Raw genomic sequence first — 23473 nt, 5'->3', positions numbered from 1 at the left:
GCTGCAACCCCAGGGAGCGATGTGTCCCGCCGTCTCTTCACCTCGGAATCCGTCACCGAGGGTCACCCCGACAAGATCGCTGACCAGATCAGCGACACCATTCTCGATGCCCTCCTGCGCGAGGACCCGACTTCGCGCGTCGCCGTCGAGACCTTGATCACCACCGGTCTGGTGCACGTCGCGGGTGAGGTCACGACCAAGGCCTACGCCGACATCCCGACTCTGGTGCGCAACAAGATCCTGGAGATCGGCTACGACTCCTCGAAGAAGGGCTTCGACGGCGCCTCCTGCGGCGTCTCGGTGTCCATCGGCGCACAGTCGCCCGACATCGCTCAGGGTGTCGACACCGCCTACGAGAAGCGGGTCGAGGGCGCCTCCCGGAGGGACGAGGAGGACGAGCTCGACAAGCAGGGCGCGGGCGACCAGGGCCTGATGTTCGGCTACGCCTGCGACGAGACGCCCGAGCTCATGCCGCTCCCGGTCTACATCGCGCACCGGCTCTCCCGCCGGCTGTCCGAGGTCCGCAAGAACGGGACCATCCCGTACCTGCGCCCCGACGGCAAGACCCAGGTCACCATCGAGTACGACGGCGACAAGGCGGTCCGCCTCGACACCGTCGTCGTCTCCTCGCAGCACGCCAGCGACATCGACCTGGACTCGCTGCTCGCTCCCGACATCCGCGAGTTCGTCGTCGAGCACGTCCTCGCGCAGCTGATCGAGGATGGCATCAAGCTGGACACCGACGGCTACCGGCTGCTGGTCAACCCGACCGGCCGCTTCGAGATCGGCGGCCCGATGGGCGACGCCGGTCTGACCGGCCGCAAGATCATCATCGACACGTACGGCGGCATGGCCCGTCACGGCGGCGGCGCCTTCTCGGGCAAGGACCCGTCGAAGGTCGACCGCTCGGCGGCGTACGCGATGCGCTGGGTCGCCAAGAACGTCGTCGCGGCGGGCCTCGCTGCCCGTTGCGAGGTGCAGGTCGCGTACGCGATCGGCAAGGCCGAGCCGGTGGGCCTGTTCGTCGAGACGTTCGGCACCGCCGCGGTCGAGACCGAGAAGATCGAGCACGCCATCGGCGAGGTCTTCGACCTCCGCCCGGCCGCGATCATCCGCGACCTCGACCTGCTGCGTCCGATCTACGCCCAGACCGCGGCGTACGGCCACTTCGGCCGTGAGCTCCCCGACTTCACCTGGGAGCGCACGGACCGCGTGGAGGCACTGCGCACGGCGGCCGGGCTGTAGGCCCGCCGCACTCGCTCTGTACGCCGGGGCCCGGACGCCGCACGTGGTGTCCGGGCCCCGGTGCGTGAGCCCGGGGCCGCTGTCAGTGGCGTCTGGTAGGAATGTGGCTGTGAGCAGGGACAACGAGCAGTCCGCGGAGCCCGACGGCGGGGCGCCGGAGCAGCTTGCGCTCATCCGGGAGACCGTGCGGCAGGCGAAGGTGCCGCGGGCCAAACCGCGGACCTGGCGGGGCGCCGCGCTCGCGAAGGAGCTGCCCGTCGCCCGGGTGCTGGTCAACAAGGGCGTGCTCCACCTCGACCAGTACTTCGACTACGCCGTACCGGAGGAGCTCGACGCCGAGGCGCAGCCCGGGGTGCGGGTGCGAGTCCGGTTCGGGGCCGGGGGGCGCAATGTCCGCGCCGGGCGCCGTGAGGGCGGCGGCCTCATCGACGGGTTCCTCATCGAGCGGCGCGCCGAGTCGGACTACCCGGGGGCGCTTGCCGCGCTGGCCTACGTCGTCTCGCCCGAGCCGGTGCTCGGACCCGAGCTGCTCGCCCTGTCGCGCGCAGTGGCCGACCGGTACGCCGGCAGCCTCGCGGATGTGCTGCAGCTCGCCGTGCCGCCCAGGAACGGAAGGGCCGAGTCCAGGCCCTCACCGGAGCCGCTGCCACCGCCCCCGGCGCCGTCGCCCGGGAGCTGGGAGCGATACGAGCAGGGGCCCGCGTTCCTGCGGTCGCTGGCCGAGGGCGGTGCCCCCCGGGCGGTGTGGACCGCGCTGCCCGGGCCGCACTGGCCTCAGGAGATCGCGAGGGCCGTGGCCGCCACCCTCGCCTCGGGGCGGGGCGCGCTCGTCGTCGTACCGGACGGGCGCACGGCGGGACGTGTGGACTCCGCGCTCACCGAACTGCTCGGGGTGGGCCGCCACGCCCTGCTGACCGCCGATTCCGGACCCGAGAAGCGGTACCGGGAGTGGCTTGCAGTGCGGCGCGGATCGGTGCGTGCGGTGGTCGGGACACGGGCCGCGATGTTCGCGCCGGTCGCGGACCTGGGCCTGGTCGCAGTCTGGGACGACGGGGACTCGAGCCACAGCGACGACAACGCCCCCTTCCCGCATGTCCGGGAGGTCCTGGAGCTGCGGGCCGCGCACGGCCGGTGCGCGTTCCTGCTCGGCGGCACGAGCTGCACCGTGGAGGCCGCCCAGCTCGTGGAGACCGGCTGGGCGCTGCCGCTGCGCGCGGACCGGGAGCAGCTGCGGATCGCGGCGCCGTTGGTGCGTACCGTCGGCGACGGCGAGCTGGCCCGGGACGAGGCGGCCAGGGCCGCCCGGCTGCCCAGTCTCGCCTGGCAGACCGTACGGGACGGGCTGCGCCGCGGACCGGTGCTGGTCCAGGTGCCGCGTCGCGGATACGCGCCGCGGCTGGCCTGCGAGCGGTGCCGTGAACCTGCCCGGTGCCGCCACTGCGCCGGGCCGCTGGAGGCGCCGGACCAGCAGGATCTCAACTGTGCGTGGTGCGGGCGGGCCGAGACCGCCTGGCACTGCGTGGCCTGCGGCTCCCAGCGGCTGCGGGCCCGGATCGTCGGCGCTCGCCGGACGGCCGAGGAACTCGGCCGGGCCTTCCCCGCCGTGCCGGTGCGGACGTCCGGCCGCGACCACATCCTGGACTCCGTGCCGGCCGCGCCCGCGCTGGTCGTGAGCACCCCGGGTGCCGAACCCGTCGCCGAGGGCGGTTATGCGGCCGCGCTGCTGCTGGACGGCTGGGCGATGGTCGGCCGCCCCGATCTGCGGGCCGGTGAGGAGGCGCTGCGCCGCTGGACCGCCGCGGCCTCGCTGGTACAGGGCCAGCCGGAGGGCGGCACGGTGGTGATCGTCGCCGAACCGACCCTGCGGCCGGTCCAGGCACTGGTGCGCTGGGACCCGGTCGGCCATGCCCGCCGCGAGCTGGCGGAACGTGCCGAGCTGGGTTTCCCACCGGTGTCCCGGATGGCGTCGGTGACCGGCCTGCCGGAGGCACTCGCGGCGTTCCTTGCCGCGGCCGAACTGCCGCCGGAGGCGGAGGTGCTCGGCCCGGTCCCGGTTCCGGGTACGGAACCCGGCAGGCCCAGAAGACCGTGGGACGCGCCGTTGGGGGAGAGCTGGGAGCGGGCGCTGCTCAGGGTTCCTCCGGGCAGCGGCGCCGCGCTGGCTGCCGCGCTGAAGACGGCGCAGGCCGCGCGGACGGCCCGGGGCAGCGGTGATCCGGTCCGGATCAGGATCGACCCCCCGGACATCGGCTGACCCGGCCCGCCGTTCACCGGTGCCCGGTGCCCGGTGGACGGCGCACATACGACTGCCCCCGCCGCGTGCCAGGCACGGTGGGGGCAGAAGGGCACTCGGTCAGCCGTTGCGCGGGCCGGGGAAGACGCCGGGGCGCAGCTCCTCGCGCAGGGGCGGCCGGTCCGCGGCGGGCTGCGGGGGCATGGAGCGGGCGGCGGGTACGGCGGGCAGCACCGGAGCCGTGCCGGCCCCGGGCGTCACGGGCAGCGGACGTGGCACTGCTGTCTCGGCCGGCAGCTCGGTGGTTCCCGGCTGGGGGGTGTTCCGGCGGGCGCCGTAGCGCCGGTGGACCGCCTGCTTGGTGACTCCGAGCGCGGAGCCCACCGCATCCCAGGAGAAGCCCAGCGAGCGGTCGAAGTCCACAGCCGCCGTCACCAGGGTCTCGACGCTGTCGCGCAGTTCCTGGGCCAGTCTGACGGTGGGGGCCGGGGCCCTGCCGTAGACGACGAAGCCCGTGGACGGGCCGGAGCGGCGCGGACGGTAGACGTTGCCCAGTTGGGCCGTGAGCGTGCGCAGTGCGTCCACCTGCCGCCGGACCCGCTCGATGTCCCGCACCAACAGATGCAGGCTGGCCCGCGCTTGGGCGTCGTGGGTTGAGTGGTCGGCCATGAAGAAGCCTCTCGAACGGGCGTTGAAAGGGGCCGGGCTGCACTGTGGCGGCCCGCTTCGGTCAATCTCTCTTGACCAACGCGTGACCCGGTGATGTGGTCACGCTCCCAGGGCGTATGGGTAGATGCGCGGGGCGCACGGCCGGGAGTACGCCCCCGGCGGGGCGGTGTTCCCGCACCGGCGTAGTACGCTCTGGCTCTGCCCCTGGGCCGCGGTCAGGGCTTGGCCGTCACGAGGCTCTGGTGAGCCAAGTGAGAAACCGCCCCGTTCGTGGGGCGGAGGAGTCACAGACTGGTGCGCTGCTCAAACCCGTACCAGCTTGAGAGGCCATCGGATGAAGCTCGTCTTCGCAGGCACCCCCGAGGTTGCCGTACCCGCCTTGGACGCCTTGATCGCCTCCGACCGCCACGAGGTGGCCGCTGTCGTCACCCGCCCCGACGCACCTTCGGGACGGGGGCGCCGCTTGGTCGCCAGCCCCGTCGCCGAGCGCGCCGAGGAGGCCGGGATCGAGGTGCTCAAGCCCGCCCGCCCGCGCGACGAGGACTTCCTCGCGCGGCTGCGGGAGATTGCCCCGGACTGCTGTCCGGTCGTCGCGTACGGGGCGCTGCTGCCCAAGACCGCTCTCGACGTACCCGCCCGCGGCTGGGTCAACCTCCACTTCTCGCTGCTGCCCGCCTGGCGCGGCGCGGCCCCCGTCCAGCACGCGGTGATGGCCGGCGACGAGGTCACCGGCGCCTCGACCTTCCTGATCGAGGAGGGGCTCGACTCGGGCCCGGTGTACGGCGTCCTCACCGAGGAGGTGCGGCCCACGGACACCAGCGGTGATCTGCTGACCCGGCTCGCCTTCGCCGGTGCCGGGCTGCTCGCCGCGACCATGGACGGCATCGAGGACGGCACGCTGCACGCCGTGCCGCAGCCCGTGGACGGCGTCACCGTCGCACCGAAGATCACCGTCGAGGACGCCCAGGTTCAGTGGTCCGCACCCGCGCTGAGGGTCGACCGGGTGGTGCGTGGCTGCACCCCCGCCCCCGGGGCATGGACGCTCTTCCGCGGGGAACGCCTCAAGCTGATCCAGGCCGTGCCGGTCCTGGACCGGCACGATCTGGCGCCCGGTGAGCTGTCCGCGTCCAAGAATCATGTGCACGTCGGCACCGGATCGCACGCCGTCGAGCTGCTCTGGGTCCAGCCGCAGGGCAAGAAGCCGATGCGGGCCGCGGACTGGGCGCGTGGGGTGCGGATCGTCCCGGGGGAGCTGGTCGGAATCTAGCGTGTTTCGAAAGCCCCGTCTGCCGGGCTGCGTCTGGCCAGGGTCTTCGTCCGGATCAGGCTGGACCGGGGAGCGGCTGGTGCCGCCGTGGTGAGCACGGCCGCCCCCACAGGGCGGAGGAGGGGCCCTCCGTACCCCTGAAGGCTGTGGAGGCGTCGGCGACCGATGAGGCGACGAACGCACGCACCTCGGGTCTCGTCCGCCCGTGATCGGTTACCGCCGCTGCCCAGGGCAAGGCGTCCTGGCAGCTCACTCAGCCACTGTCCCGGTACGGAGGGATTAGGCTGGGAGGGTTCGTCCCTCACCATCAGCGGAGCACCTTTCACGTGAACGACCAGCAGCGTCGCCGTCCCGCCAAGCCGCATCGCCGGCCCCAGAAGGACCCGGTCCGGTTCCTCGCCTTCGAGGCACTCAGGGCCGTCGACGAACGCGACGCGTACGCCAACCTCGTCCTGCCCCCGCTGCTGAAGAAGGCACGCGCCAAGGGCGATTTCGACGCCAGGGACGCGGCGCTGGCGACCGAACTGGTCTACGGGACGCTGCGCCGCCAAGGCACGTACGACGCGATCGTCGCGGCCTGCATCGACCGGCCGCTGCGGGAGGTCGACCCGCCGGTTCTCGACGTGCTCAACATGGGCGTGCACCAGCTGCTCGGCACCCGTATCCCCACCCACGCCGCGGTCTCCGCCAGTGTGGAGCTGGCCCGGGTGGTGCTCGGCGAGGGGCGCGCCAAGTTCGTCAACGCCGTGCTGCGGAAGGTCGCCGCGGACGACCTCGACGGCTGGGTGGCGCGCGTCGCCCCGTCGTACGACGAGGACGCCGAGGACCACCTCGCGGTCGTGCACTCGCATCCGCGCTGGATCGTCTCCGCGCTCTGGGATGCGCTGGGCGGCGGCCGCGCCGGGATCGAGGACCTCCTCGAGGCCGACAACGAGCGGCCCGAGGTCACCCTCGTCGCCCGCCCCGGCCGCTCCACCACCGAGGAGCTGCTCACGGCTCTCGGCGACGAGAACGGCCTCCCCGGCCGCTGGTCGCCCTATGCCGTGCGGATGGCGGAGGGCGGTGAGCCCGGCGCCCTGGGCGCCGTGCAGGAGGGCCGCGCCGGGGTCCAGGACGAGGGCAGCCAGCTGGTGGCAGCCGCCCTCGCCAACGCGCCGGTGGAGGGCAGCGACAGCCGCTGGCTCGACGGGTGCGCCGGGCCGGGTGGCAAGGCCGCCCTGCTCGCTGCCCTCGCCGCCGAACGCGGAGCCGCGCTGCTGGCCGCCGAGAAGCAACCGCACCGGGCCCGTCTCGTGGAGCGGGCGCTGGCCGGTAACCCCGGCCCGTACCAGGTGATCACCGCCGACGGCACCCGCCCGCCGTGGCAGCCCGGCGCCTTCGACCGGGTCCTGATGGACGTACCGTGCTCCGGCCTCGGCGCGCTCCGCCGCCGCCCGGAGTCCCGCTGGCGCCGCCGCGCCGAGGACCTGGAGAACTTCGCGCCGCTCCAACGCGGTCTGCTGCGGGAGGCGTTGAAGGCCGTGCGGGTCGGGGGCATCGTCGGTTACGCGACCTGCTCGCCGCACCTCGCGGAGACCCGGGTGGTGGTCGAGGACGTACTCAAGGGACGCGGCGGTGAGCCGGTCGAGGCGGAGTGGGTGGACGCGCGTCCGCTGATGCCGGGCGTGCCCGCGCTGGGCGACGGACCCGACGTCCAGCTGTGGCCGCATCTGCACGGCACGGACGCGATGTACCTCGCGCTGTTGCGTCGTACAGCCTGACGGCGACCTTCCAGGCCCTCGGCGCGGGTCGAATCGCCGGGATTGCGCGAACTGTAATGATCCCGTGAGGCTTTGGGGCGCACCGAGGCAGGGAAGTGTCGCGGAACGTGGCAGGCTTGGCACATGGCCCAGATCAACCCGAGCATCCTGTCCGCCGACTTCGCCCGGCTCGCCGAGGAGGCGACGGCCGTCGACGGCGCCGACTGGCTCCACGTCGACGTGATGGACAACCACTTCGTGCCCAACCTGACCCTCGGCGTGCCGATCGTTGAATCGCTCAGCCGGGCCACGGAGACACCGCTGGACTGCCATCTGATGATCGAGGACCCGGACCGCTGGGCGCCGCAGTACGTCGAGGCGGGTGCCGGTTCCGTCACCTTCCACGTGGAGGCCGCGGCAGCGCCCGTACGGCTGGCGCGGGAGATCCGGGCCAAGGGTGCCCGCGCCTCGATGGCGCTCAAGCCGGCGACGCCCATCGAGCCGTACGAGGACCTGCTCCCCGAGCTCGACATGCTGCTGATCATGACGGTGGAGCCGGGTTTCGGCGGCCAGGCCTTCCTCGACATCATGCTGCCGAAGATCCGCCGCACCCGTGAGCTGATCTCCAAGCACGGTCTGGAGCTGTGGCTGCAGGTCGACGGTGGCGTCTCGGAATCCACCATCGAGCGGTGCGCCGAGGCCGGTGCGGACGTCTTCGTCGCCGGATCGGCGGTGTACGGGGCCAATGACCCGGCCGAGGCGGTACGCGCCCTGCGTACCAAGGCGGACGGGACGATCGCTTCGGCGCCCTGGGCGTGCAACCACTGAGGCCGACGGGGACGTCGGCAGTGACGGAGGCACCGGCTCCGGCCCCCGATTGTCGGTCGGCTCGGCCACGTGCAGATGAACGCGGTCCGACGGGACCGATCAAGGATTGCCGTATCTGACAGGATGAACGGCGTATCGAGCGTGTGAACAGCAGTGAGGAGATCGCGGTGTCTGCAATGTCGGCGGGCAGGTCCGCCCTGCGGATGGGGCCCGCGGAGCTGGTGCAGGCGGCGGCCATGGCCCGTCGCTTCTACCTTGAGGGGAAGTCGAAGATCCAGATCGCCGAAGAGTTCGGCGTCAGCCGCTTCAAGGTGGCCCGGGTCCTGGAGACGGCCCTTGAGCGTGACCTCGTACGGATCGAGATCCGGGTCCCCGCAGAGCTGGATGCGGAGCGCTCCGACGCGCTGCGGGCCCGCTACGGGCTGCGGCACGCGGTCGTCGTCGAATCGCCGGCAGAGGAGGAGGACGACGCCCCGGACCCGGAGAATCTGGGCGAGGTCGCGGCCGACCTTCTGGGCGAACTGGTGAACGAGGGTGATGTGCTGGGCCTGGCCTGGGGCCGGTCCACCATTCACATGGCGGCGGCCCTCGACCGGCTGCCACCGTGCACCGTCGTCCAGCTGACCGGCGTGTACGACGCGGGAACGGCCGAGCGCGGCTCGGTCGAGGCGGTCCGCAGGGCCGCCCAGGTTTCCGGCGGCGAGGCCCACCCGATTTATGCGCCGATGCTGCTGCCCGACCCGGCCACCGCCGCCGCGCTGCGTCACCAGACCGGCATCGCCCGTGCCTTCGAATACTTCGACAAGGTGACGGTTGCTGCGGTCTCCATCGGCTCGTGGGAGCCGGGTATCTCCACCGTCCATGACATGCTCACGGACGAGGAGCGGGCGCACTACGCGTCGCTCGGCGTCGCCGCCGAGATGTCCGCCCACCTCTTCGACACGCAGGGGCGCCGGGTCGGCCGCGACCTGGGGGAGCGGTGCATCACGGTCGAGGCGGACCGGCTGCGCCGGATCCCGGAGGTGGTGGCGATCGCGGGCGGCCAGCGCAAGGCGGCGGCGATCGGGGCGGTCCTGCGGTCCGGTCTGGTCACCAGCCTGGTGACGGACACGGCCGCTGCCGACTATCTGCTGACGGAGTCGGCGGCGCCGCAGCGGCCCGCGCTGGAGCGCGCCGACCCGGACGGCGCTTAGACCGGCCGGCACAGGAGGCGGCGTCGAGGGGCCCCGTACGCACCTCTGCGAGGACGAACGGTCAGGAGGAAAGCCGGGTGCGGCACGCGCACCCGGCTTTCTCCGTACTGTCTGCTCTTTTCTGCGTGGTCCTCAGCCGACGCGCCCCTCGGCCCCGCAGTCGGCGGGTTCCGCTCCGATGCCCAGGACCGTCGCCTCCAGGTACTGATCCGGCTCCTTGTACTGGCTGACGTCGGCCGGGTTGTAGCGGGGCGTCTGCCGTGTCCAGTCCAGATTGCCGCGCATCCAGCTACGCATCCCGTCCAAGTACGGGAGAAGCACCCCGGACAGCTGGGGATAGGCCATGAGCAGTTCGGCCTCGGCTGCCAGGAAGCGCTCGGTCTCGGTGGCGATCTCCGCGCAGACGTGTTCGAGCGCCTGCTGTTTTCCGTAACCGCGGTGGTGCCGTACCAGATGGACGAGGTTGTGGATCTCGCCGAGCACCTGTTCCTTCTCGTACGAGTACACGTCGTTGGCCCAGCACACGACGTTGCACGAGGTTTCCACGGCGACGATGAACCGGGGGTCGTTGTGGATCGACTCGGGCGCCTCGATGCCGGCCACGATCTCGATCAGGTCCATGCAGACGTGTATCGCGCCGGTGTGCCGCCGCTTGGCGATGTAGGTCTCCTCGGACGGCACGACACCGTTCGCCCGGTTCCCCGCCTCCCAGGTGGTGGCCGTGGTGAGGTAGGTGACCAGGTGCCAGGTGAAGCGCCGGAGCCAGTGCGCCGCCGCGTTGGGCGTCGTACGTTTCCACAGGTCGGCCAGGGCGACCACGGCGGCCGGGAGGTCCTCGTCCGGCAGCGGGCCGGTACCGGTGCCCTCGACCACGCTGCGCATCAGGGCGACCACGTCCCGCACCCGCTCCGGGTTGCGGCCGAGATGGCCGTCGTCGAGCTGGTCGTCGACGAGGAACAGCCACACGAACCAGTCGGCGACGAGGTCGAGATCGTGCTCGTTCGCGGTCGGGTGCACCATGCCGACGAAGGTGCCGAAGTCGGCTTGCTTGAAGCGCTCCCTGGCTGAATCGCGCTGCACCAGACCGGTGTTGCGCGTCCAGTTGTCGAGGTGTTCGCGGGTGTGCGCGACGTGCGGATTCGTCCGCTGCGGGAACGGGCAGTAGATTTCCGGCAGTTCGTTCTCCACGGGCGGGCCTGGATCCTCTCCGGTCGTACGTATGACGGAAGTTGGGGCCGTTCCGCCTGTTCCCCGGGGCGCAGTTGTGACCCGCGGGACCTGCGCGTTTGAAATTACCTGACCCTTTGTTATCAGGTCCAGGAAAGATGATCGTGAATGGTTCGTATGCCATGCGGGTAGGGTCCCCGCACAAGGCAGGTTCCACGTGCCCGGGGCTCCCGCACTCGCTCCTTCTCCCCCCATGTGCCGGTCGGTCTTGGAGGAACGTACGAACGCGGGGGTCATCTGCTGTGTCTTCAGGGCAGCGACCTGCGCCGTTTCGCGTGAAAATATGAGTGTCATGCGTTTTCTTGAACCCGGCACCGGTCGCTACACACAGTCCCCCGCGGTCCCGTACGACCTCACGTACGACGATGTCTTCATGGTTCCGGGCCGTTCAGCGGTCGGTTCCCGCCACGGGGTCGACCTCTCCTCGCCGGACGGCACCGGCACCACCATTCCGCTCGTCGTCGCCAACATGACGGCGATCGCGGGCCGCCGGATGGCCGAAACGATCGCCCGCCGAGGCGGTCTGGTCGTCATTCCGCAGGACATCCCGATCGACGTCGTTACCGACGTCATCTCCTGGGTGAAGACGCGCCACCTCGTGCTCGACACGCCGATCGTGCTCGCCCCGGGCCAGACGGTCGCCGACGCCCTGTCCCTGCTCCCGAAGCGCGCCCACGGCGCGGGCGTCGTCGTCGACGAGGAGCAGCGGCCCATCGGCGTCGTCACCGACCACGACCTGACCGGCGTCGACCGCTTCACCCAGCTCTCCGTGGTCATGTCCAAGGACCTCGTGGTGCTCGACGCGGACATCGACCCGCGCGACGCGTTCAACAAGCTCGACGGCGCCAACCGCAAGCTTGCCCCCGCGGTCGACGCGGACGGCCGGCTCGTCGGCATCCTCACCCGCAAGGCGGCGCTTCGCGCCACGCTCTACACCCCGGCCACCGACGCCGACGGCAGGCTGCGGGTCGCCGCCGCCGTCGGGATCAACGGCGATGTCGCGGGCAAGGCCAAGCAGCTCCTCGACGCGGGCGTCGACACGCTCGTCGTCGACACCGCCCACGGCCACCAGGAGTCCATGATCAGCGCGGTCCGCGCGGTCCGGGCGCTCGACCCGCAGGTGCCGATCGTCGCGGGCAACGTCGTCGCCGCCGAGGGCGTGCGCGACCTCATCGAGGCCGGCGCGGACATCATCAAGGTCGGGGTCGGCCCCGGTGCCATGTGCACCACGCGGATGATGACCGGTGTCGGACGGCCGCAGTTCTCCGCAGTGCTGGAGTGCGCCGCCGAGGCGAAGAAGCACGGCAAGCACGTCTGGGCGGACGGCGGCGTCCGCCACCCGCGCGATGTCGCCATGGCACTCGCCGCGGGCGCGTCCAACGTGATGATCGGCTCCTGGTTCGCCGGTACGCACGAGTCGCCGGGCGACCTCCAGCAGGCCGCCGACGGCCGGTACTACAAGGAGTCCTTCGGCATGGCGTCCGCGCGCGCCGTGAAGAACCGTACGTCGGACGAGTCCGCGTACGACCGGGCCCGGAAGGCGCTCTTCGAAGAGGGCATCTCCACCTCGCGGATGTTCCTGGACCCGGCCCGTCCCGGCGTCGAGGACCTGATCGACTCGATCATCGCGGGCGTCCGCTCCTCCTTCACGTACGCCGGTGCGGCCTCCCTGGAAGAGTTCGCCGAGAAGGCGGTCGTCGGTGTGCAGAGCGCCGCCGGTTACGCCGAGGGCAAGCCGCTCCACGCCAGCTGGAGCTAGTGCCGTGACCGGCAATGTTCGCCCCGTGAGGAGCGTCGTCCAGCGCGTGCGATCGCAAGGCGGGCGGAAGTCCTTGTAGCCGAGCTATCAGGACTTTTGGCCAACGCGGCGAGCGGGCGTGCTGGACGACGCGACGGGGCAAAGCTTGCCGGGAGGGGCACCGGGGCGAATTTCGAAAGTCCCGTCTGCCGGGCGGAGCCTGGTACGCGCGCTCGCTGCGCTGTCGGGCTCGCCCTGATACGACCGGTATCGGGGCGATCCTCCGCCTGACGGTCGCACGCACCGGACGCAGCTCGGCCCGCCCTACGGGCGCACGACGCTGCTTTCGAAACACGCCCTGGGCCCTGTCCTGTCGATCTTCGCGGATCAGCCCGGGGCGTCCGGTGCGGCCCGGGCGTTCTCCGTTGCCACGGGTATGTGCGGGGTGAGGGCATCTGCGACCGCCGCCGCCAGCAGGGCGTGGCCTCTGTCGTCCGGGTGGAGGCCGTCCACCAGGTGTTCCGGGCCCAGGACATCCCGTCCCGGCAGCACTGACAGCCGGGCGTCCCCCGCCCGGACGAGGCTCGCGCCGGCCCGCTCCAGCGCCGTCCGCAGCTCGGACAGTGTGGCTCCGAGGGCGTTCGGGGTGTCCTCCGCGTCCGGGCGCAGCAGCGGCGAGACCAGCAGGATCGGCGTCCCCGGGTGGCCCGCGCGCACCAGGGCGACGAAGGCGCGCACCGTCTCGTACAGCAGCGGCGCCGAGAAGGGTACCGACGACCAGCAGTTCGTGCCGAAGGCCAGCGTCAGTACGTCGGCCGGGAGCCCGGCCATCTGCTCGGCGACGCACAACTCCCCGCGCGCCGAACCTGCGTACCCGAGGTTGACCGGGTCGAGGCCCAGCGCGCGGCCCGCCACGGCGGGCCAGGCGTGGGCTGGGCGCGTCGACCACCAGCCCTCGGTGATCGAGTCCCCGTGGACGACCCACCGCGGCCGTACGGGGGCGGGCAGCAGCGCACCGCCCACCGCCCGCAGACCCAGGATCGCCGGGCCCAGCGTCTCCGGTGGATGAACGGTGAACGGGCCTTCCCCCGGCGGGAGCCCGATCACGGTGACGGCCTCCTCGGCGGGCGCAACGAGGATCTCGGCGACACACCGCCCGCCCTGCCACAGTGCGAAGAGCCCGGCTTGGCCGTCCGCCGCGCCCCGGCCCGGGGCGCGGTAGCGGATCTCCACCGCACGCGCTCCCGGTGCCAGGAACTCCAGCCGGATCCCGGTCGGCAGCAGTGCCCGCTCCGTGGTGTCCCACGGCAGCCGCGCCAGATCGGCCGGGTCGGCCCGGACCGGGCGCGCGCCGTCCCGCCAGGCGACACCTCGCAGGAAGGGGCCGGGGTCGAGCCAGGTCATCGGAGCTCCATTCGCCGGGTGTGCACTCCACCCCTACCCCGTTGCACCGGGCCGACGTCCGTACGGCCCCGCCCACCACCACGTGTTCTACTTCGGTTGCGGCACCGTGCTGCCGACGCCCCGAACGGCCATCGCAGAGAAGTGATCCACCTGAAGTGCGACTGAACGATCTCGACGAACGCATCGTCCACGCCCTCGCCGAGGACGCCCGCCGCTCCTACGCCGACATCGGCGCGATCATCGGCCTGTCCGCGCCCGCGGTGAAACGCCGGGTCGACCGGTTGCGGGCGGAGGGGGCCATCACCGGATTCACCGTGCGGGTGGATCCGGCGGCGCTCGGCTGGGAGACCGAGGGTTTCATCGAGATCTACTGCAGCCGCAACACCTCCCCGGAAGCGATCAAAAGCGGTCTGGCGCGCTACCCCGAGATCGCCTCGGCCTCCACGGTCACCGGGGAGGCCGACGCGATCGTCCAGGTCTTCGCCGCCGACATGCGCCATTTCGAACAGGTGCTGGAGCGGATCGCGGGCGAGCCCTATGTGGAGCGAACCAAGTCCGTGCTGGTGCTGTCGCCGCTGCTGCGGCGGTACTCCTCGGGGACGCCGGGCTGATCCTGCGGGCGGGCCTCAGCTCTTCTGCTCGTACTCCGGGTGCCAGGGCAGCACCGTGAAGTCGCCGCTGCCCGCCTCGACCTTCTCGAACGGGGCCGAGGACACGCAAGGGGGCAGGTGGTCCTCCGCCTCCGGGTTCACCCAGCTGTACCCCAGCCGGTCGTGCCTGCCCAGGTCGTGGACCGACATGCCGACCCGCCTGCCCTTGATGCCGATGTCGGTCGCCGTGATGACGCCGGTGACCACGGCCACCTTGCCGCCGGTCAGCAGGCAGTCCACCGAGCCCTCGGCCCAGCCGGACGTGCCGTTCGGGAAGACGTGGCGGAAGCGGAAGGTACCGTACGCCCGATCCGGGTGCATGTTGTCCTTCGCGGCGAGGTGGGCGTCGAAGGTGAAGGTGATGTCGTCCCCGGCCGGGCGGTACAGCTTCGCCGTGCCGGTCAGGGCGGCCGCTTCCCGTTGCTCCCTCGCAGATCCGGGGGCGGAGTCGCCGAGCGCCGCTGCCGAGCCGGCGGCGCTCGCGGTGATCAGCAGCGCAGCTGCGATCGCGGCGAGCCGGGTGCGGGTGTGCGCGATGCGGGTCATGACAGGCCTTCCGTGGAACGGAGCGGGAGTCGCTCGGACGGCTCCCACTCTTCCGGCGGGACCGCCGCCGCACATCGCGCCAGGGTCCCCGTCCGCTCTCCGCCGCGCGGCGGGGACCCGCTCCGACGCGAGACCGATATCACCCCTCTGACCTGCCCAGATGCTCCACGCAACGAATCGCCGCCGGACCGGCACATTGCGCAATGGATCGACGGTCGGCGCGCAACGCTCGCGCCTTGTCCAGCCGGATTACCGGCCCGTACCGTCTATACGTCCCCGCCCCGCCCGCACTGCCCGAGGTCAGCCATGCCGCCGTTGCGCACCGCCCTGCTCCAGAGCTCCGGACGTCCGGGCTCGGTGGCCGAGAACATCAAGACCCTCGACGAGGCGGCAGAGCGCGCGGCAGCCGCCGGGGCGCGGCTGCTCGTCTGTCCCGAGCTGTTCCTGACCGGGTATGCCATCGGCGACGACGTACCCCTGCTGGCCGAGCCCGCCGACGGCGCCTCCGCGCAGACCGTCGCCTCCATCGCCGCACGGCACGGGCTCGCGGTCCTCTACGGGTACCCGGAGCGCGCGGACGAGCTGATCTTCAACTCCGCGCAGCTGATCGGCCCCGACGGCACCCGGCTCGCCAACTACCGCAAGACCCACCTCTTCGGCTCCTTCGAGCAGCAGTGGTTCACCCCCGGCGAGCAGACCGTCGTCCAGGCCGAACTGGACGGTGTACGCATCGGGATCATGATCTGTTACGACGTCGAGTTCCCGGAGAACGTACGGGCGCACGCCCTCGCCGCCACCGACCTGCTGCTGGTGCCGACCGCGCAGATGCACCCCTTCCAGTTCGTCCCCGAGTCCCTCGTGCCGGTCCGCGCCTTCGAGAGCCAGATGTATGTCGCGTACGTCAACAGGACCGGTCCGGAAGGCGAGTTCGAGTTCGTCGGGCTGAGCTGTCTGGCCGGCCCCGACGGCACGGTCCGCACCCGCGCCGGACGTGGCGAGGAGCTCGTGGTCGGCGAGGTCGACCCGGAGTTCCTGACTGCGTCCCGCGCCGGCAACCCGTATCTGCGCGACCGCCGCCCCGGTCTGTACGGCTCCCTCGTCTGAGCCCAAGGCGCCCTGCTCTTCCGCTGCCCTCGTAAGGAGTCCCTACCCCATGACGTCCACGGTGCCCAACGCCGTTCAGCACACCGACGCGCAGCCGCCGATCACCATGTTCGGTCCGGACTTCCCCTACGCGTACGACGACTTCCTGGCGCACCCCGCGGGGCTCGGGCAGATACCGGCGACCGAGCACGGCGCCGAGGTGGCGGTCATCGGCGGCGGGCTCTCCGGCATCGTGGCGGCATACGAGCTGATGAAGATGGGCCTCAAGCCCGTCGTCTACGAGGCGGACCGGATAGGCGGCCGGCTGCGTACCGTCGGCTTCGACGGGTGCGACCCCTCACTGACCGCGGAGATGGGCGCGATGCGCTTCCCGCCGTCGTCCACGGCGCTGCAGCACTACATCGACCTGGTGGGCCTGGAGACCAGCCCGTTCCCGAACCCGCTCGCGTCGGCCACCCCGTCGACCGTCGTCGACCTCAAGGGCGAATCGCACTACGCGGAGACGATCGACGACCTGCCGCAGGTCTACCGCGACGTGATGGACGCCTGGAACGCGTGTCTTGAGGAGGGCGCCGACTTCTCCGACATGAACCGTGCGATGCGCGAGCGCGACGTCCCGCGGATCCGGGAGATCTGGGCGAAGCTCGTCGAGAAGCTCGACAACCAGACCTTCTACGGCTTCCTCTGCGCCTCCGACGCCTTCAAGTCGTTCCGGCACCGCGAGATCTTCGGCCAGGTCGGGTTCGGCACCGGCGGCTGGGACACCGACTTCCCCAACTCCATCCTGGAGATCCTGCGGGTCGTCTACACCGAGGCCGACGATCATCACCGCGGCATCGTCGGCGGCAGCCAGCAGCTCCCGCTGCGGCTCTGGGACCGTGAGCCGCAGAAGATCGTGCACTGGCCGCTCGGTACCTCGCTGTCCTCGCTGCACGATGGGGAACCCCGTCCCGCCGTGACCCGGCTGCACCGCACCGCCGGGAACCGGATCACCGTCACCGACGCGACCGGCGACATCCGCACCTTCCGGGCGGCGATCTTCACGGGGCAGTCCTGGCTGCTGCTCTCCAAGATCGCCTGTGACGACGAGCTGTTCCCCATCGACCACTGGACGGCGATGGAGCGGACCCACTACATGGAGTCGTCGAAGCTGTTCGTGCCCGTCGACCGGCCGTTCTGGCTGGACAAGGCCGTCGACGGCAGGGGGGTTCCCACCGGACGCGACACCATGTCGATGACGCTCACCGACCGGATGACCCGGGGCACGTACCTTCTCGACGACGGGCCCGACAAGCCGGCCGTCATCTGCCTCTCGTACACCTGGTGCGACGACAGTCTGAAATGGCTGCCGCTCTCCCCGAACGAGCGCATGGAAGTGATGCTGAAGTCGCTCGGCGAGATCTACCCGAACGTCGACATCAGGAAGCACATCATCGGCAACCCGGTGACGGTCTCCTGGGAGAACGAGCCCTATTTCATGGGCGCGTTCAAGGCCAACCTGCCGGGCCACTACCGCTACCAGCGGCGGCTGTTCACCCACTTCATGCAGGACCGGCTGCCCGCCGACAAGCGGGGAATCTTCCTCGCGGGCGACGACATCTCCTGGACGGCCGGGTGGGCCGAGGGCGCCGTGCAGACCGCGCTCAACGCCGTATGGGGTGTGATGAACCACTTCGGCGGTGCCACGGACGCGACGAACCCCGGCCCCGGCGATGTCTTCGACGACATCGCCCCGGTCGAACTCCCGGAGGACTGAGCGGCGTTACGCGGGCCGGCAGACGCTGCGCTGCCGGCCCAGGCCGGAGATCTCGACCTCCATCACATCGCCCGGTCCCAGGTACGGGAAGCGACCGGACAGCGCCACGCCCTGCGGCGTACCGGTGTTGATGATGTCCCCGGGCTCCAGCACCAGATACTGCGACAGATGGTGCACCAGATGCGCCACGCTGAAGATCATGTCCGCGGTGCCGGAGTCCTGCCGCAGCTCCCCGTTGACGTAACTGCGCAGCCGCAACTGCTGTGGGTCGCCGACCTCGTCGGCCGTCACCAGCACCGGGCCCAGCGGGTTGAACGTGGCGCAGCTCTTGCCCTTGGACCACTGGCCACCCGACTCCTCCAGCTGGAAGGCGCGCTCCGAGACGTCGTTGCTGACGGCGTAACCGGCGATGTATGAGGCGGCGTCGGCCGGCGAGTCGAGGTAGGCGGCGCGGCGGCCGATGACGACGGCCAGCTCCACCTCCCAGTCGGTCTTCTTCGAGCCGCGCGGGATGAGGACGTCGTCGTACGGGCCGACGATCGTGTTCGGCGACTTGTAGAAGAGGATCGGCTGCTCGGGCGGCTCGGCCCCGGACTCCGCGGCATGGGCCGCGTAGTTCTGGCCGATGCAGAGCAGCGCGTGCGGACGGGCGACGGGCGCGCCGATCCGCCGGCCGGTGATGTCGGTCTCCGGGAGCTTCGGCTCGGCGGGGATCAGGGTCGGTTTCTCGGTGAGCGCGGCGAGGAACACGCCGTCGATGTCGTCGGTGACGTCCGACAGGTCGTAGTGGCGGCCTTCTGGGCGGACGAGGACCGGACGCTCATGGCCCGGCTCGCCGATGCGCATCAGTCGCATGGGTGAACTCTCCTGAGGGGTGAAGGGAACGACGCGATGGATCAGTGCAGGCGGGTCAGGGCGCCGACGGTGACCGCATGGGCCGGGGGCTGCCCGGCCAGCAGCCGCAGCACCTCGCCGACCGCACTGGCACCGAGCCGCTGCCGGCACTCGACACTGCCCGCTGCCTGATGCGGGGTCAGCAGCACATTCGGCAGGGCGCGGAACGGGTGGTCCGACGGCAGCGGCTCGGCGTCGAACACATCGATCGCCGCATCGAGCCGGCCCGACCGAAGTTCGGCGAGCAGCGCGTCCTCGTCGACCAGCCATGACCTGGCCGTGTTCACCAGGCCCGCCCCGTCCGGCATGAGTGCCAGCTGTCCGGCGCCGATCATCCGACGGGTCTCCTCCGTCACCGGCGCGTGCACGGCCACGATCCGGCTGCGCGACAGGAGTGTGTCCAGAGGGACGGACTCCACGCCGAGCGCGCTGGCATCCGCCTCGGACAGGAACGGGTCGGTGACGGAGACCCGCGCGCCCATCGCCTGCACCATTGCGATGTACGCCCGTCCGGTACGGGACGCGCCGATCACCCCGATGTCGCTGCCGTGGATCTCGTGGCGGGGCGGGGCCTCGCTCGCCGCTGCCCACTCGGCGCCGCCCTGCAGCGCGTGGTCGAAGCGCTGGATGCGGTGGAGCAGCGACAGGGTGAAGGCGAGTGCGACCTCGGCGACCGGCCGGGCCATCTCGTCCCCGGCCTGGGTGACACGGATCCCGCGCCGGAACACCTCTTCGGTGACGTACGGGGCGACGGCCGAGCCGGTGTGCGCCACCAACTCCAACCGGTCGGCCGCGGACAGGAGTTCGGCGTCGACCTGGGGGGCGCCCCAGGAGAGGATCAGCGCGCGGGCGCCGGGCAGCGCCGCTGCCACTGCCGCCCGGCCGGAGTGCTCGTCGAGGACGGTCAGCTCCGCCGCCCGTGCCAGCTCCTGCCAGACCGCGCCGGTGAAGAACTGGGCGCGCAGCCGGGGCGGTACGGCGACGACGACCCGGGGGCGGTCAGGAGAGCCAGGCATCGAGGTGCTCCGCAATGAAGGCGTCATCGGTCAGCCAGGGGTAGGCCGCGGCCACCCGGGTGATCTCGTCCGCCTGCCCGGGGGAGAGCGTCTCGGCCGGGTCCAGGCACCGGATGTTCGCCAACAGGCCCTGTCGGCGCAGCACTTCGTGCACGCCTGCGATGCAGCCGCGGAACGCGCCGCGGACATCGAAGACCGCGCTGTTGGCGTCCGTCAGCTCGGAGCGGCGGGCCAGGCAGCGTACCGTCGCCGCGTGGTCGCCGGCGCGGGCCGCGCGGACGTCGTCGAGGAGGGTGGCGGCTGAACTGGTCCATACGGCCCACTGGCCGAGGAGCCCGCCCGCGAACCAGCGCCGCGTGCCGTTCGCCGTCTCGTACGGGGTGAGCAGGTCACCGATGATGTCGTCGTCGTTGCCGGTGTAGAGCGCCACCTCGTCGGCGCGGTCGGCGGCGGCCACCGCCCGCACGACATCCGCGGTGCGGTACCGGTCGAACGGAGCGACCTTCACGGCGACCGTGGACGGCAGATCGGTGAAGGCCGACCAGAACGCCGGGGAGAGATAGCGCCCGCCGACGGCCTCCTGGAGGTAGAAGCCGATCACGGGCAGCACCTCGCCGACCGCGCGGGCCCGCTCCAGCAGACCCTTCTCGTCGGCGCCCGGCACGGCCGGGCTGAGCAGCACGGCGTCATAGCCGAGTGCGGCGGCGGTCTCGGCCTCGGCGACGGCCTGCGCGGTGTAGCCGCAGGCGCCGGCGACCTTGATGAACGGGCGGCCCGCCTCGGCATCGATGGTCTCGGCGGCGAGTTCGAGCACCGGCCGCAGGAGACCGACCTCCGGCTCCCGGATCTCGAACTGGGTGGTGTGCACGGCGACGGCGACACCGCCGGCACCGGACGCCAGGTAGTAGCGGGTCAGCGCACGCTGACGCCGCTCGTCGAACGTACCGTCGGCGTGCAGTGCGAGCGGGTGGGCGGGGATCACCGCCCCCCGGGCGAGCGCGTCGAGGGAGGGCGTGGCCGTGGCCGCGGTGGAGGTAGTGGACATGGAGTGGATCAGAACCTTCCGTCACGGACCTGGAATTTGGTGGGCTTGCCGGACAGCGGCAGCCCGCGGCGCAGCCAGTCGGCCTGCCACTCGACGAGCGTGCGCAGGGTGACGTCCGGGTAGCCGAAGAGAGCATGACAGCGGCTGGCGTCGGAGAGCAGCGCCGTCGGTGCTTCCTCGCCCTCGAACACCGGCTCCCGGCCGAATTCGGTGCCGAACCACTCGGCGATCCGGCGCACCGAGGCGGTCTCGGGGCCGGTGAGGTTGAGGGTGAACGCCCGGCCGTCGGTGGCGTGCAGTAGCGAGCGCAACGCGACCTCGTTGGCGTACCCCTGCCACACCACGTTCGCATGACCGGTCGTCACATTCACGGGCTCGCCCGCCTGCACGCGGGACGCGATGTCGGCGAGAACGCCGTACCGCAGGTCCACCGCGTAGTTGAGGCGGATGGTGGCGACCGGCGTGCCGCGGGTCAGCGCGGCGTGGTCGAAGATCCGCTCACGGCCCAGGCAGGACATGGCGTACTCGCCGACCGGCCCGACCGGGTCGGTCTCGGTGCAGCCGCCGGAGGAGACGGGCACCAGCGGGTACACATTGCCGGTGGAGAAGGCCGCGATCCGCGAGTCGGACCAGCGGCGCGCCACCCGGTCCGGCATGGCGGCGTTCACCGCCCAGGCGTGCGAAGGCGCCCCGGCCGAACCGAACTTGGCGCCGACCATGAAGACGACGTTCCCGGCGTCGGGCAGCTCCGCCAGATCGGCGGCCGGGTCCATCAGATCGAAGGCGACGGTACGGACCCCTGCTCCCTCGAGTTCCTCGGCGGCGGACGTGTCCGACCAGCGGGACACGGCGTACACCGTGGTGTCCGTACGTCCGGCGGCGTCCAGTGCACTCCGGGCCAGCCGGCACAGACTGGGGCCCATCTTGCCGCCCGCGCCGAGGACCAGCAGGTCGCCTTCGAGGCGGCCGAGGTCGGCGACGAGCGCGGGGGAGGGGGTGGCGAGCCGCTCTTCGAGAGCGGCCTCATCGGTGAACATGCGTGGCTATCCCTTGATTCCGGACGCGGTGACGCCCTCGGTGAAGTAGCGCTGGCCCACCATGTACGCGGCGAAGATGGGCACGAACGCGATGACGGAGCCGGAGAGCACCACATTGAGCGGCACGTTCTGCTGCTGGAGCGAGGCGATGCCGACGGTGAGGGTGCGCATATCGGTGGACTGGCCGATGACGAGCGGCCAGAGGAAGTCGTTCCAGTGCCACAGGAAGACGAACACGCCGAGCGTGGCAAGGATCGGCTTCAGCAGCGGCAGCACGATGCGGTGGAAGATCTGCCACTCGTTGCAGCCGTCGAGGCGGGCAGCCTCGAAGAGTTCGTCGGGCAGTCCCTGGATGAACTGCCGCATGAGGAAGACCGCCTGGGCGTTGGCCAGGGTCGGCACGATCAGACCCCAGTACGTGTCGACTCCGCCGAGCTTCGCGATCATCGCGAAGGTCGGGATCATCGTGACGTGGTAGGGGACCATCACCATCGACAGGAACGACCAGAACATGGTCTCCCGGCCGGGGAACCGCTTCTTGGCGAAGGCGTACCCGGCGAGCGAGGCGAGCAGCAGCACGCCGACGACCGAGACGACGGAGTAGACCAGGGTGTTGACCAGCCAGCGCGGCACGTCCTGGGCGTTCATGACGGTGTCGTACGCCTCGCCGGTCAGCGGCCAGGGCAGCAGGCTGCCGGGGAACTCGACCGCCGCGGACGGCTTCAGGGAGAGCACGACCATCGCGTAGAAGGGGAAGATCGTCACGATCGCGGCCGCCGTCAGCAGCAAACCGCGGGCGATCCGGCCGGCCGGGGTGGCGCGCATGCCGTGCGGGACGGTGTCCTGCTCGGACAGTTTGCGCAGCTTGCGTTCGGCGCGGCGGGCGGCCCGGTCGGGTCCGGCGGGCTCCGGGGGTGCGGGCGCCTTCTTCTCGGTCTCCACGGGTGTTGCGGTCATGGTCACTGGTCCTTCCCGATCACGAGCCGCTGGATCACGGCGACCACCACCGTCAGCACGAACAGTGCGACGCCGATGGCGGAGGCGTAACCCAGGTCGAAGTACTTGAAGCCCGCGTCGTAGAGCTGGAAGACGAGCGTGTAGCTGGCGTTGGCGGGCCCGCCGCCCGTCATGGTGTAGACGGCGTCGAACACCTGGAACGAGGCCGTCGTCTCGATCACGGCGAGGAAGAACAGAGCAGGTTTGAGCTGCGGCAGCACGATGTACCGGAAGCGCTGCCAGGGGCCCGCGCCGTCGGTGAGCGCGGCTTCCTCCAGTTCCCGGGGGATGTCCTGCATCCGGGCGAGGAGGATCAGCATCCCGTAACCGAAGCGGGACCAGACGCCGACGATCGCGAGCGCGGGCAGAACGAGGACGTCGTCGGAGAGCCAGGAGCCCTCGGACATCCCGAACCAGCCCATCAGGGTCGACCACGGGCCGCCGGTCGAGAAGATCCAGACGAAGACGGTCGCGGCCAGCACCAGCGAGGTGACGACCGGCAGGAAGAACACCGAACGGAAGAACCTGGCGCCGCGGAAGGCACGGCGGGTGATCAGCGCCAGGGACACGGACGCGATGAGCGTGCCGGGCACGGCGAGGACGGTGTAGAGGACGGTGACCTTCAGCGCCTGCCAGAACAGCGGGTCGTCCCAGAGGCGGGTGAAGTTGTCGAGCCCGATGAAGCTGCCGCCGCCGGTCAGGGAGTAGTCGGTGAAGCTCATCAGCACACCGGCCACGCCGGGACCGAACCGGAAGGCGAGGAACAGCAGGAAACACGGAAGGACGAAGAGCAGGCCGATCCGGGCCTCGCGGCGCGCCTGCGGCCCGCTGCGGCGGCCCCGGCGGGTGGGTTCCGCGACGACTGCCACGGGGATCTCCTTGCGGG

The 23473-nt window shown here is 71.2% G+C and carries 20 protein-coding genes; 10 read left to right on the top strand and 10 right to left on the bottom strand.

Translation table 11 applies throughout. The features are described from left to right. Positions 1–21 precede the first annotated feature (21 nt). Positions 22–1245, top strand: coding sequence for a methionine adenosyltransferase (gene metK, locus ACNPQM_RS31920; protein WP_358861688.1), 1224 nt, complete (start codon positions 22–24; stop codon positions 1243–1245). Between the two features lie 109 nt (positions 1246–1354). After that, positions 1355–3499, top strand: a complete 2145-nt coding sequence (locus ACNPQM_RS31915; protein WP_418086684.1) for a primosomal protein N' — start codon at positions 1355–1357, stop codon at positions 3497–3499. A 99-nt stretch (positions 3500–3598) separates the two neighbouring features. Here the strand turns inward: ACNPQM_RS31915 and ACNPQM_RS31910 are convergent, their stop codons facing one another. Then, positions 3599–4147: a hypothetical protein gene (locus ACNPQM_RS31910; RefSeq protein WP_418086683.1), complete on the bottom strand. Its 549-nt coding sequence runs from the start codon at positions 4145–4147 to the stop codon at positions 3599–3601. Positions 4148–4481: 334 nt separating this feature from the next. On the opposite strand from ACNPQM_RS31910, the gene fmt reads away from it, so the two are divergent. From fmt to ACNPQM_RS31890, 4 genes are all read left to right on the top strand, one after another. Further along, positions 4482–5414 (top strand): methionyl-tRNA formyltransferase, encoded by a 933-nt coding sequence (fmt, locus tag ACNPQM_RS31905; protein WP_358861691.1) that lies wholly within the window; start codon positions 4482–4484, stop codon positions 5412–5414. A gap of 326 nt (positions 5415–5740) precedes the next feature. After that, positions 5741–7174, top strand: a complete 1434-nt coding sequence (locus ACNPQM_RS31900) for an RsmB/NOP family class I SAM-dependent RNA methyltransferase (RefSeq protein WP_418086682.1) — start codon at positions 5741–5743, stop codon at positions 7172–7174. Between the two features lie 123 nt (positions 7175–7297). Then, entirely contained in the window at positions 7298–7981 is a 684-nt protein-coding gene (rpe, locus tag ACNPQM_RS31895; RefSeq protein WP_418086681.1) for a ribulose-phosphate 3-epimerase, read from the top strand. A gap of 176 nt (positions 7982–8157) precedes the next feature. Continuing rightward, the gene (locus ACNPQM_RS31890; protein WP_358861707.1) at positions 8158–9174 is read left to right on the top strand and encodes a sugar-binding transcriptional regulator; all 1017 of its coding nucleotides are present in this window, start codon (positions 8158–8160) and stop codon (positions 9172–9174) included. A gap of 132 nt (positions 9175–9306) precedes the next feature. On the opposite strand, the gene ACNPQM_RS31885 is transcribed toward ACNPQM_RS31890, so the two are convergent. Continuing rightward, entirely contained in the window at positions 9307–10362 is a 1056-nt protein-coding gene (locus tag ACNPQM_RS31885; RefSeq protein WP_358861694.1) for a terpene synthase family protein, read from the bottom strand. A 331-nt stretch (positions 10363–10693) separates the two neighbouring features. Between ACNPQM_RS31885 and ACNPQM_RS31880 the strand changes: the two genes are divergently transcribed. Further along, positions 10694–12160 carry a GuaB1 family IMP dehydrogenase-related protein gene (locus tag ACNPQM_RS31880; protein ID WP_418086680.1) on the top strand — a complete coding sequence of 489 codons (1467 nt, stop codon included), beginning with the start codon at positions 10694–10696 and terminating at the stop codon, positions 12158–12160. Between the two features lie 366 nt (positions 12161–12526). Here ACNPQM_RS31880 and ACNPQM_RS31875 read toward each other — a convergent pair whose 3' ends face one another. Then, the gene (locus ACNPQM_RS31875) at positions 12527–13543 is read right to left on the bottom strand and encodes a GDSL-type esterase/lipase family protein (protein ID WP_418086679.1); all 1017 of its coding nucleotides are present in this window, start codon (positions 13541–13543) and stop codon (positions 12527–12529) included. A 155-nt stretch (positions 13544–13698) separates the two neighbouring features. Here ACNPQM_RS31875 and ACNPQM_RS31870 point away from each other — a divergent pair, with 155 nt between their 5' ends. Further along, positions 13699–14154, top strand: coding sequence for an Lrp/AsnC family transcriptional regulator (locus ACNPQM_RS31870; RefSeq protein ID WP_266987999.1), 456 nt, complete (start codon positions 13699–13701; stop codon positions 14152–14154). Between the two features lie 15 nt (positions 14155–14169). On the opposite strand, the gene ACNPQM_RS31865 is transcribed toward ACNPQM_RS31870, so the two are convergent. After that, positions 14170–14739 carry a Repetin gene (locus ACNPQM_RS31865; protein WP_358861697.1) on the bottom strand — a complete coding sequence of 190 codons (570 nt, stop codon included), beginning with the start codon at positions 14737–14739 and terminating at the stop codon, positions 14170–14172. A gap of 306 nt (positions 14740–15045) precedes the next feature. On the opposite strand from ACNPQM_RS31865, the gene ACNPQM_RS31860 reads away from it, so the two are divergent. Together ACNPQM_RS31860 and ACNPQM_RS31855 are read left to right on the top strand one after the other, a co-directional pair. Further along, entirely contained in the window at positions 15046–15843 is a 798-nt protein-coding gene (locus ACNPQM_RS31860) for a carbon-nitrogen hydrolase family protein (RefSeq protein WP_358861698.1), read from the top strand. A gap of 49 nt (positions 15844–15892) precedes the next feature. Next, positions 15893–17599, top strand: a complete 1707-nt coding sequence (locus tag ACNPQM_RS31855) for a flavin monoamine oxidase family protein (protein ID WP_358861699.1) — start codon at positions 15893–15895, stop codon at positions 17597–17599. Positions 17600–17605: 6 nt separating this feature from the next. On the opposite strand, the gene ACNPQM_RS31850 is transcribed toward ACNPQM_RS31855, so the two are convergent. The 6 genes from ACNPQM_RS31850 to ACNPQM_RS31825 are packed head-to-tail and all read right to left on the bottom strand — an operon-like array spanning position 17606 to position 23456. Then, complete coding sequence (locus tag ACNPQM_RS31850) at positions 17606–18454, bottom strand: fumarylacetoacetate hydrolase family protein (RefSeq protein WP_418086678.1); 849 nt, start codon at positions 18452–18454, stop codon at positions 17606–17608. 41 nt (positions 18455–18495) lie between these two features. Further along, positions 18496–19509 (bottom strand): hydroxyacid dehydrogenase, encoded by a 1014-nt coding sequence (locus tag ACNPQM_RS31845; RefSeq protein ID WP_418086677.1) that lies wholly within the window; start codon positions 19507–19509, stop codon positions 18496–18498. Next, a complete protein-coding gene (locus tag ACNPQM_RS31840; protein WP_358861702.1) occupies positions 19493–20554 on the bottom strand; it encodes a dihydrodipicolinate synthase family protein in 1062 nt (353 codons plus the stop codon). The genes ACNPQM_RS31845 and ACNPQM_RS31840 overlap by 17 nt, the downstream gene beginning before the upstream one ends. An 8-nt stretch (positions 20555–20562) precedes the next feature. Then, on the bottom strand, positions 20563–21591 hold the full coding sequence (locus ACNPQM_RS31835; RefSeq protein WP_418086676.1) for an NAD-dependent epimerase/dehydratase family protein: 1029 nt from the start codon (positions 21589–21591) through the stop codon (positions 20563–20565). Between the two features lie 6 nt (positions 21592–21597). Then, entirely contained in the window at positions 21598–22548 is a 951-nt protein-coding gene (locus ACNPQM_RS31830; RefSeq protein ID WP_418086675.1) for a carbohydrate ABC transporter permease, read from the bottom strand. A gap of 2 nt (positions 22549–22550) precedes the next feature. Next, positions 22551–23456, bottom strand: a complete 906-nt coding sequence (locus tag ACNPQM_RS31825) for a carbohydrate ABC transporter permease (protein WP_266988015.1) — start codon at positions 23454–23456, stop codon at positions 22551–22553. Between the last annotated feature and the right edge of the window lie 17 nt (positions 23457–23473).

The sequence above is a fragment of the Streptomyces sp. NPDC056231 genome, from assembly GCF_048270745.1.
Classification (GTDB): domain Bacteria; phylum Actinomycetota; class Actinomycetes; order Streptomycetales; family Streptomycetaceae; genus Streptomyces.
Note: the sequence above shows the minus strand (reverse complement) of the source record. Positions and strands in the feature narration are given on the sequence as shown.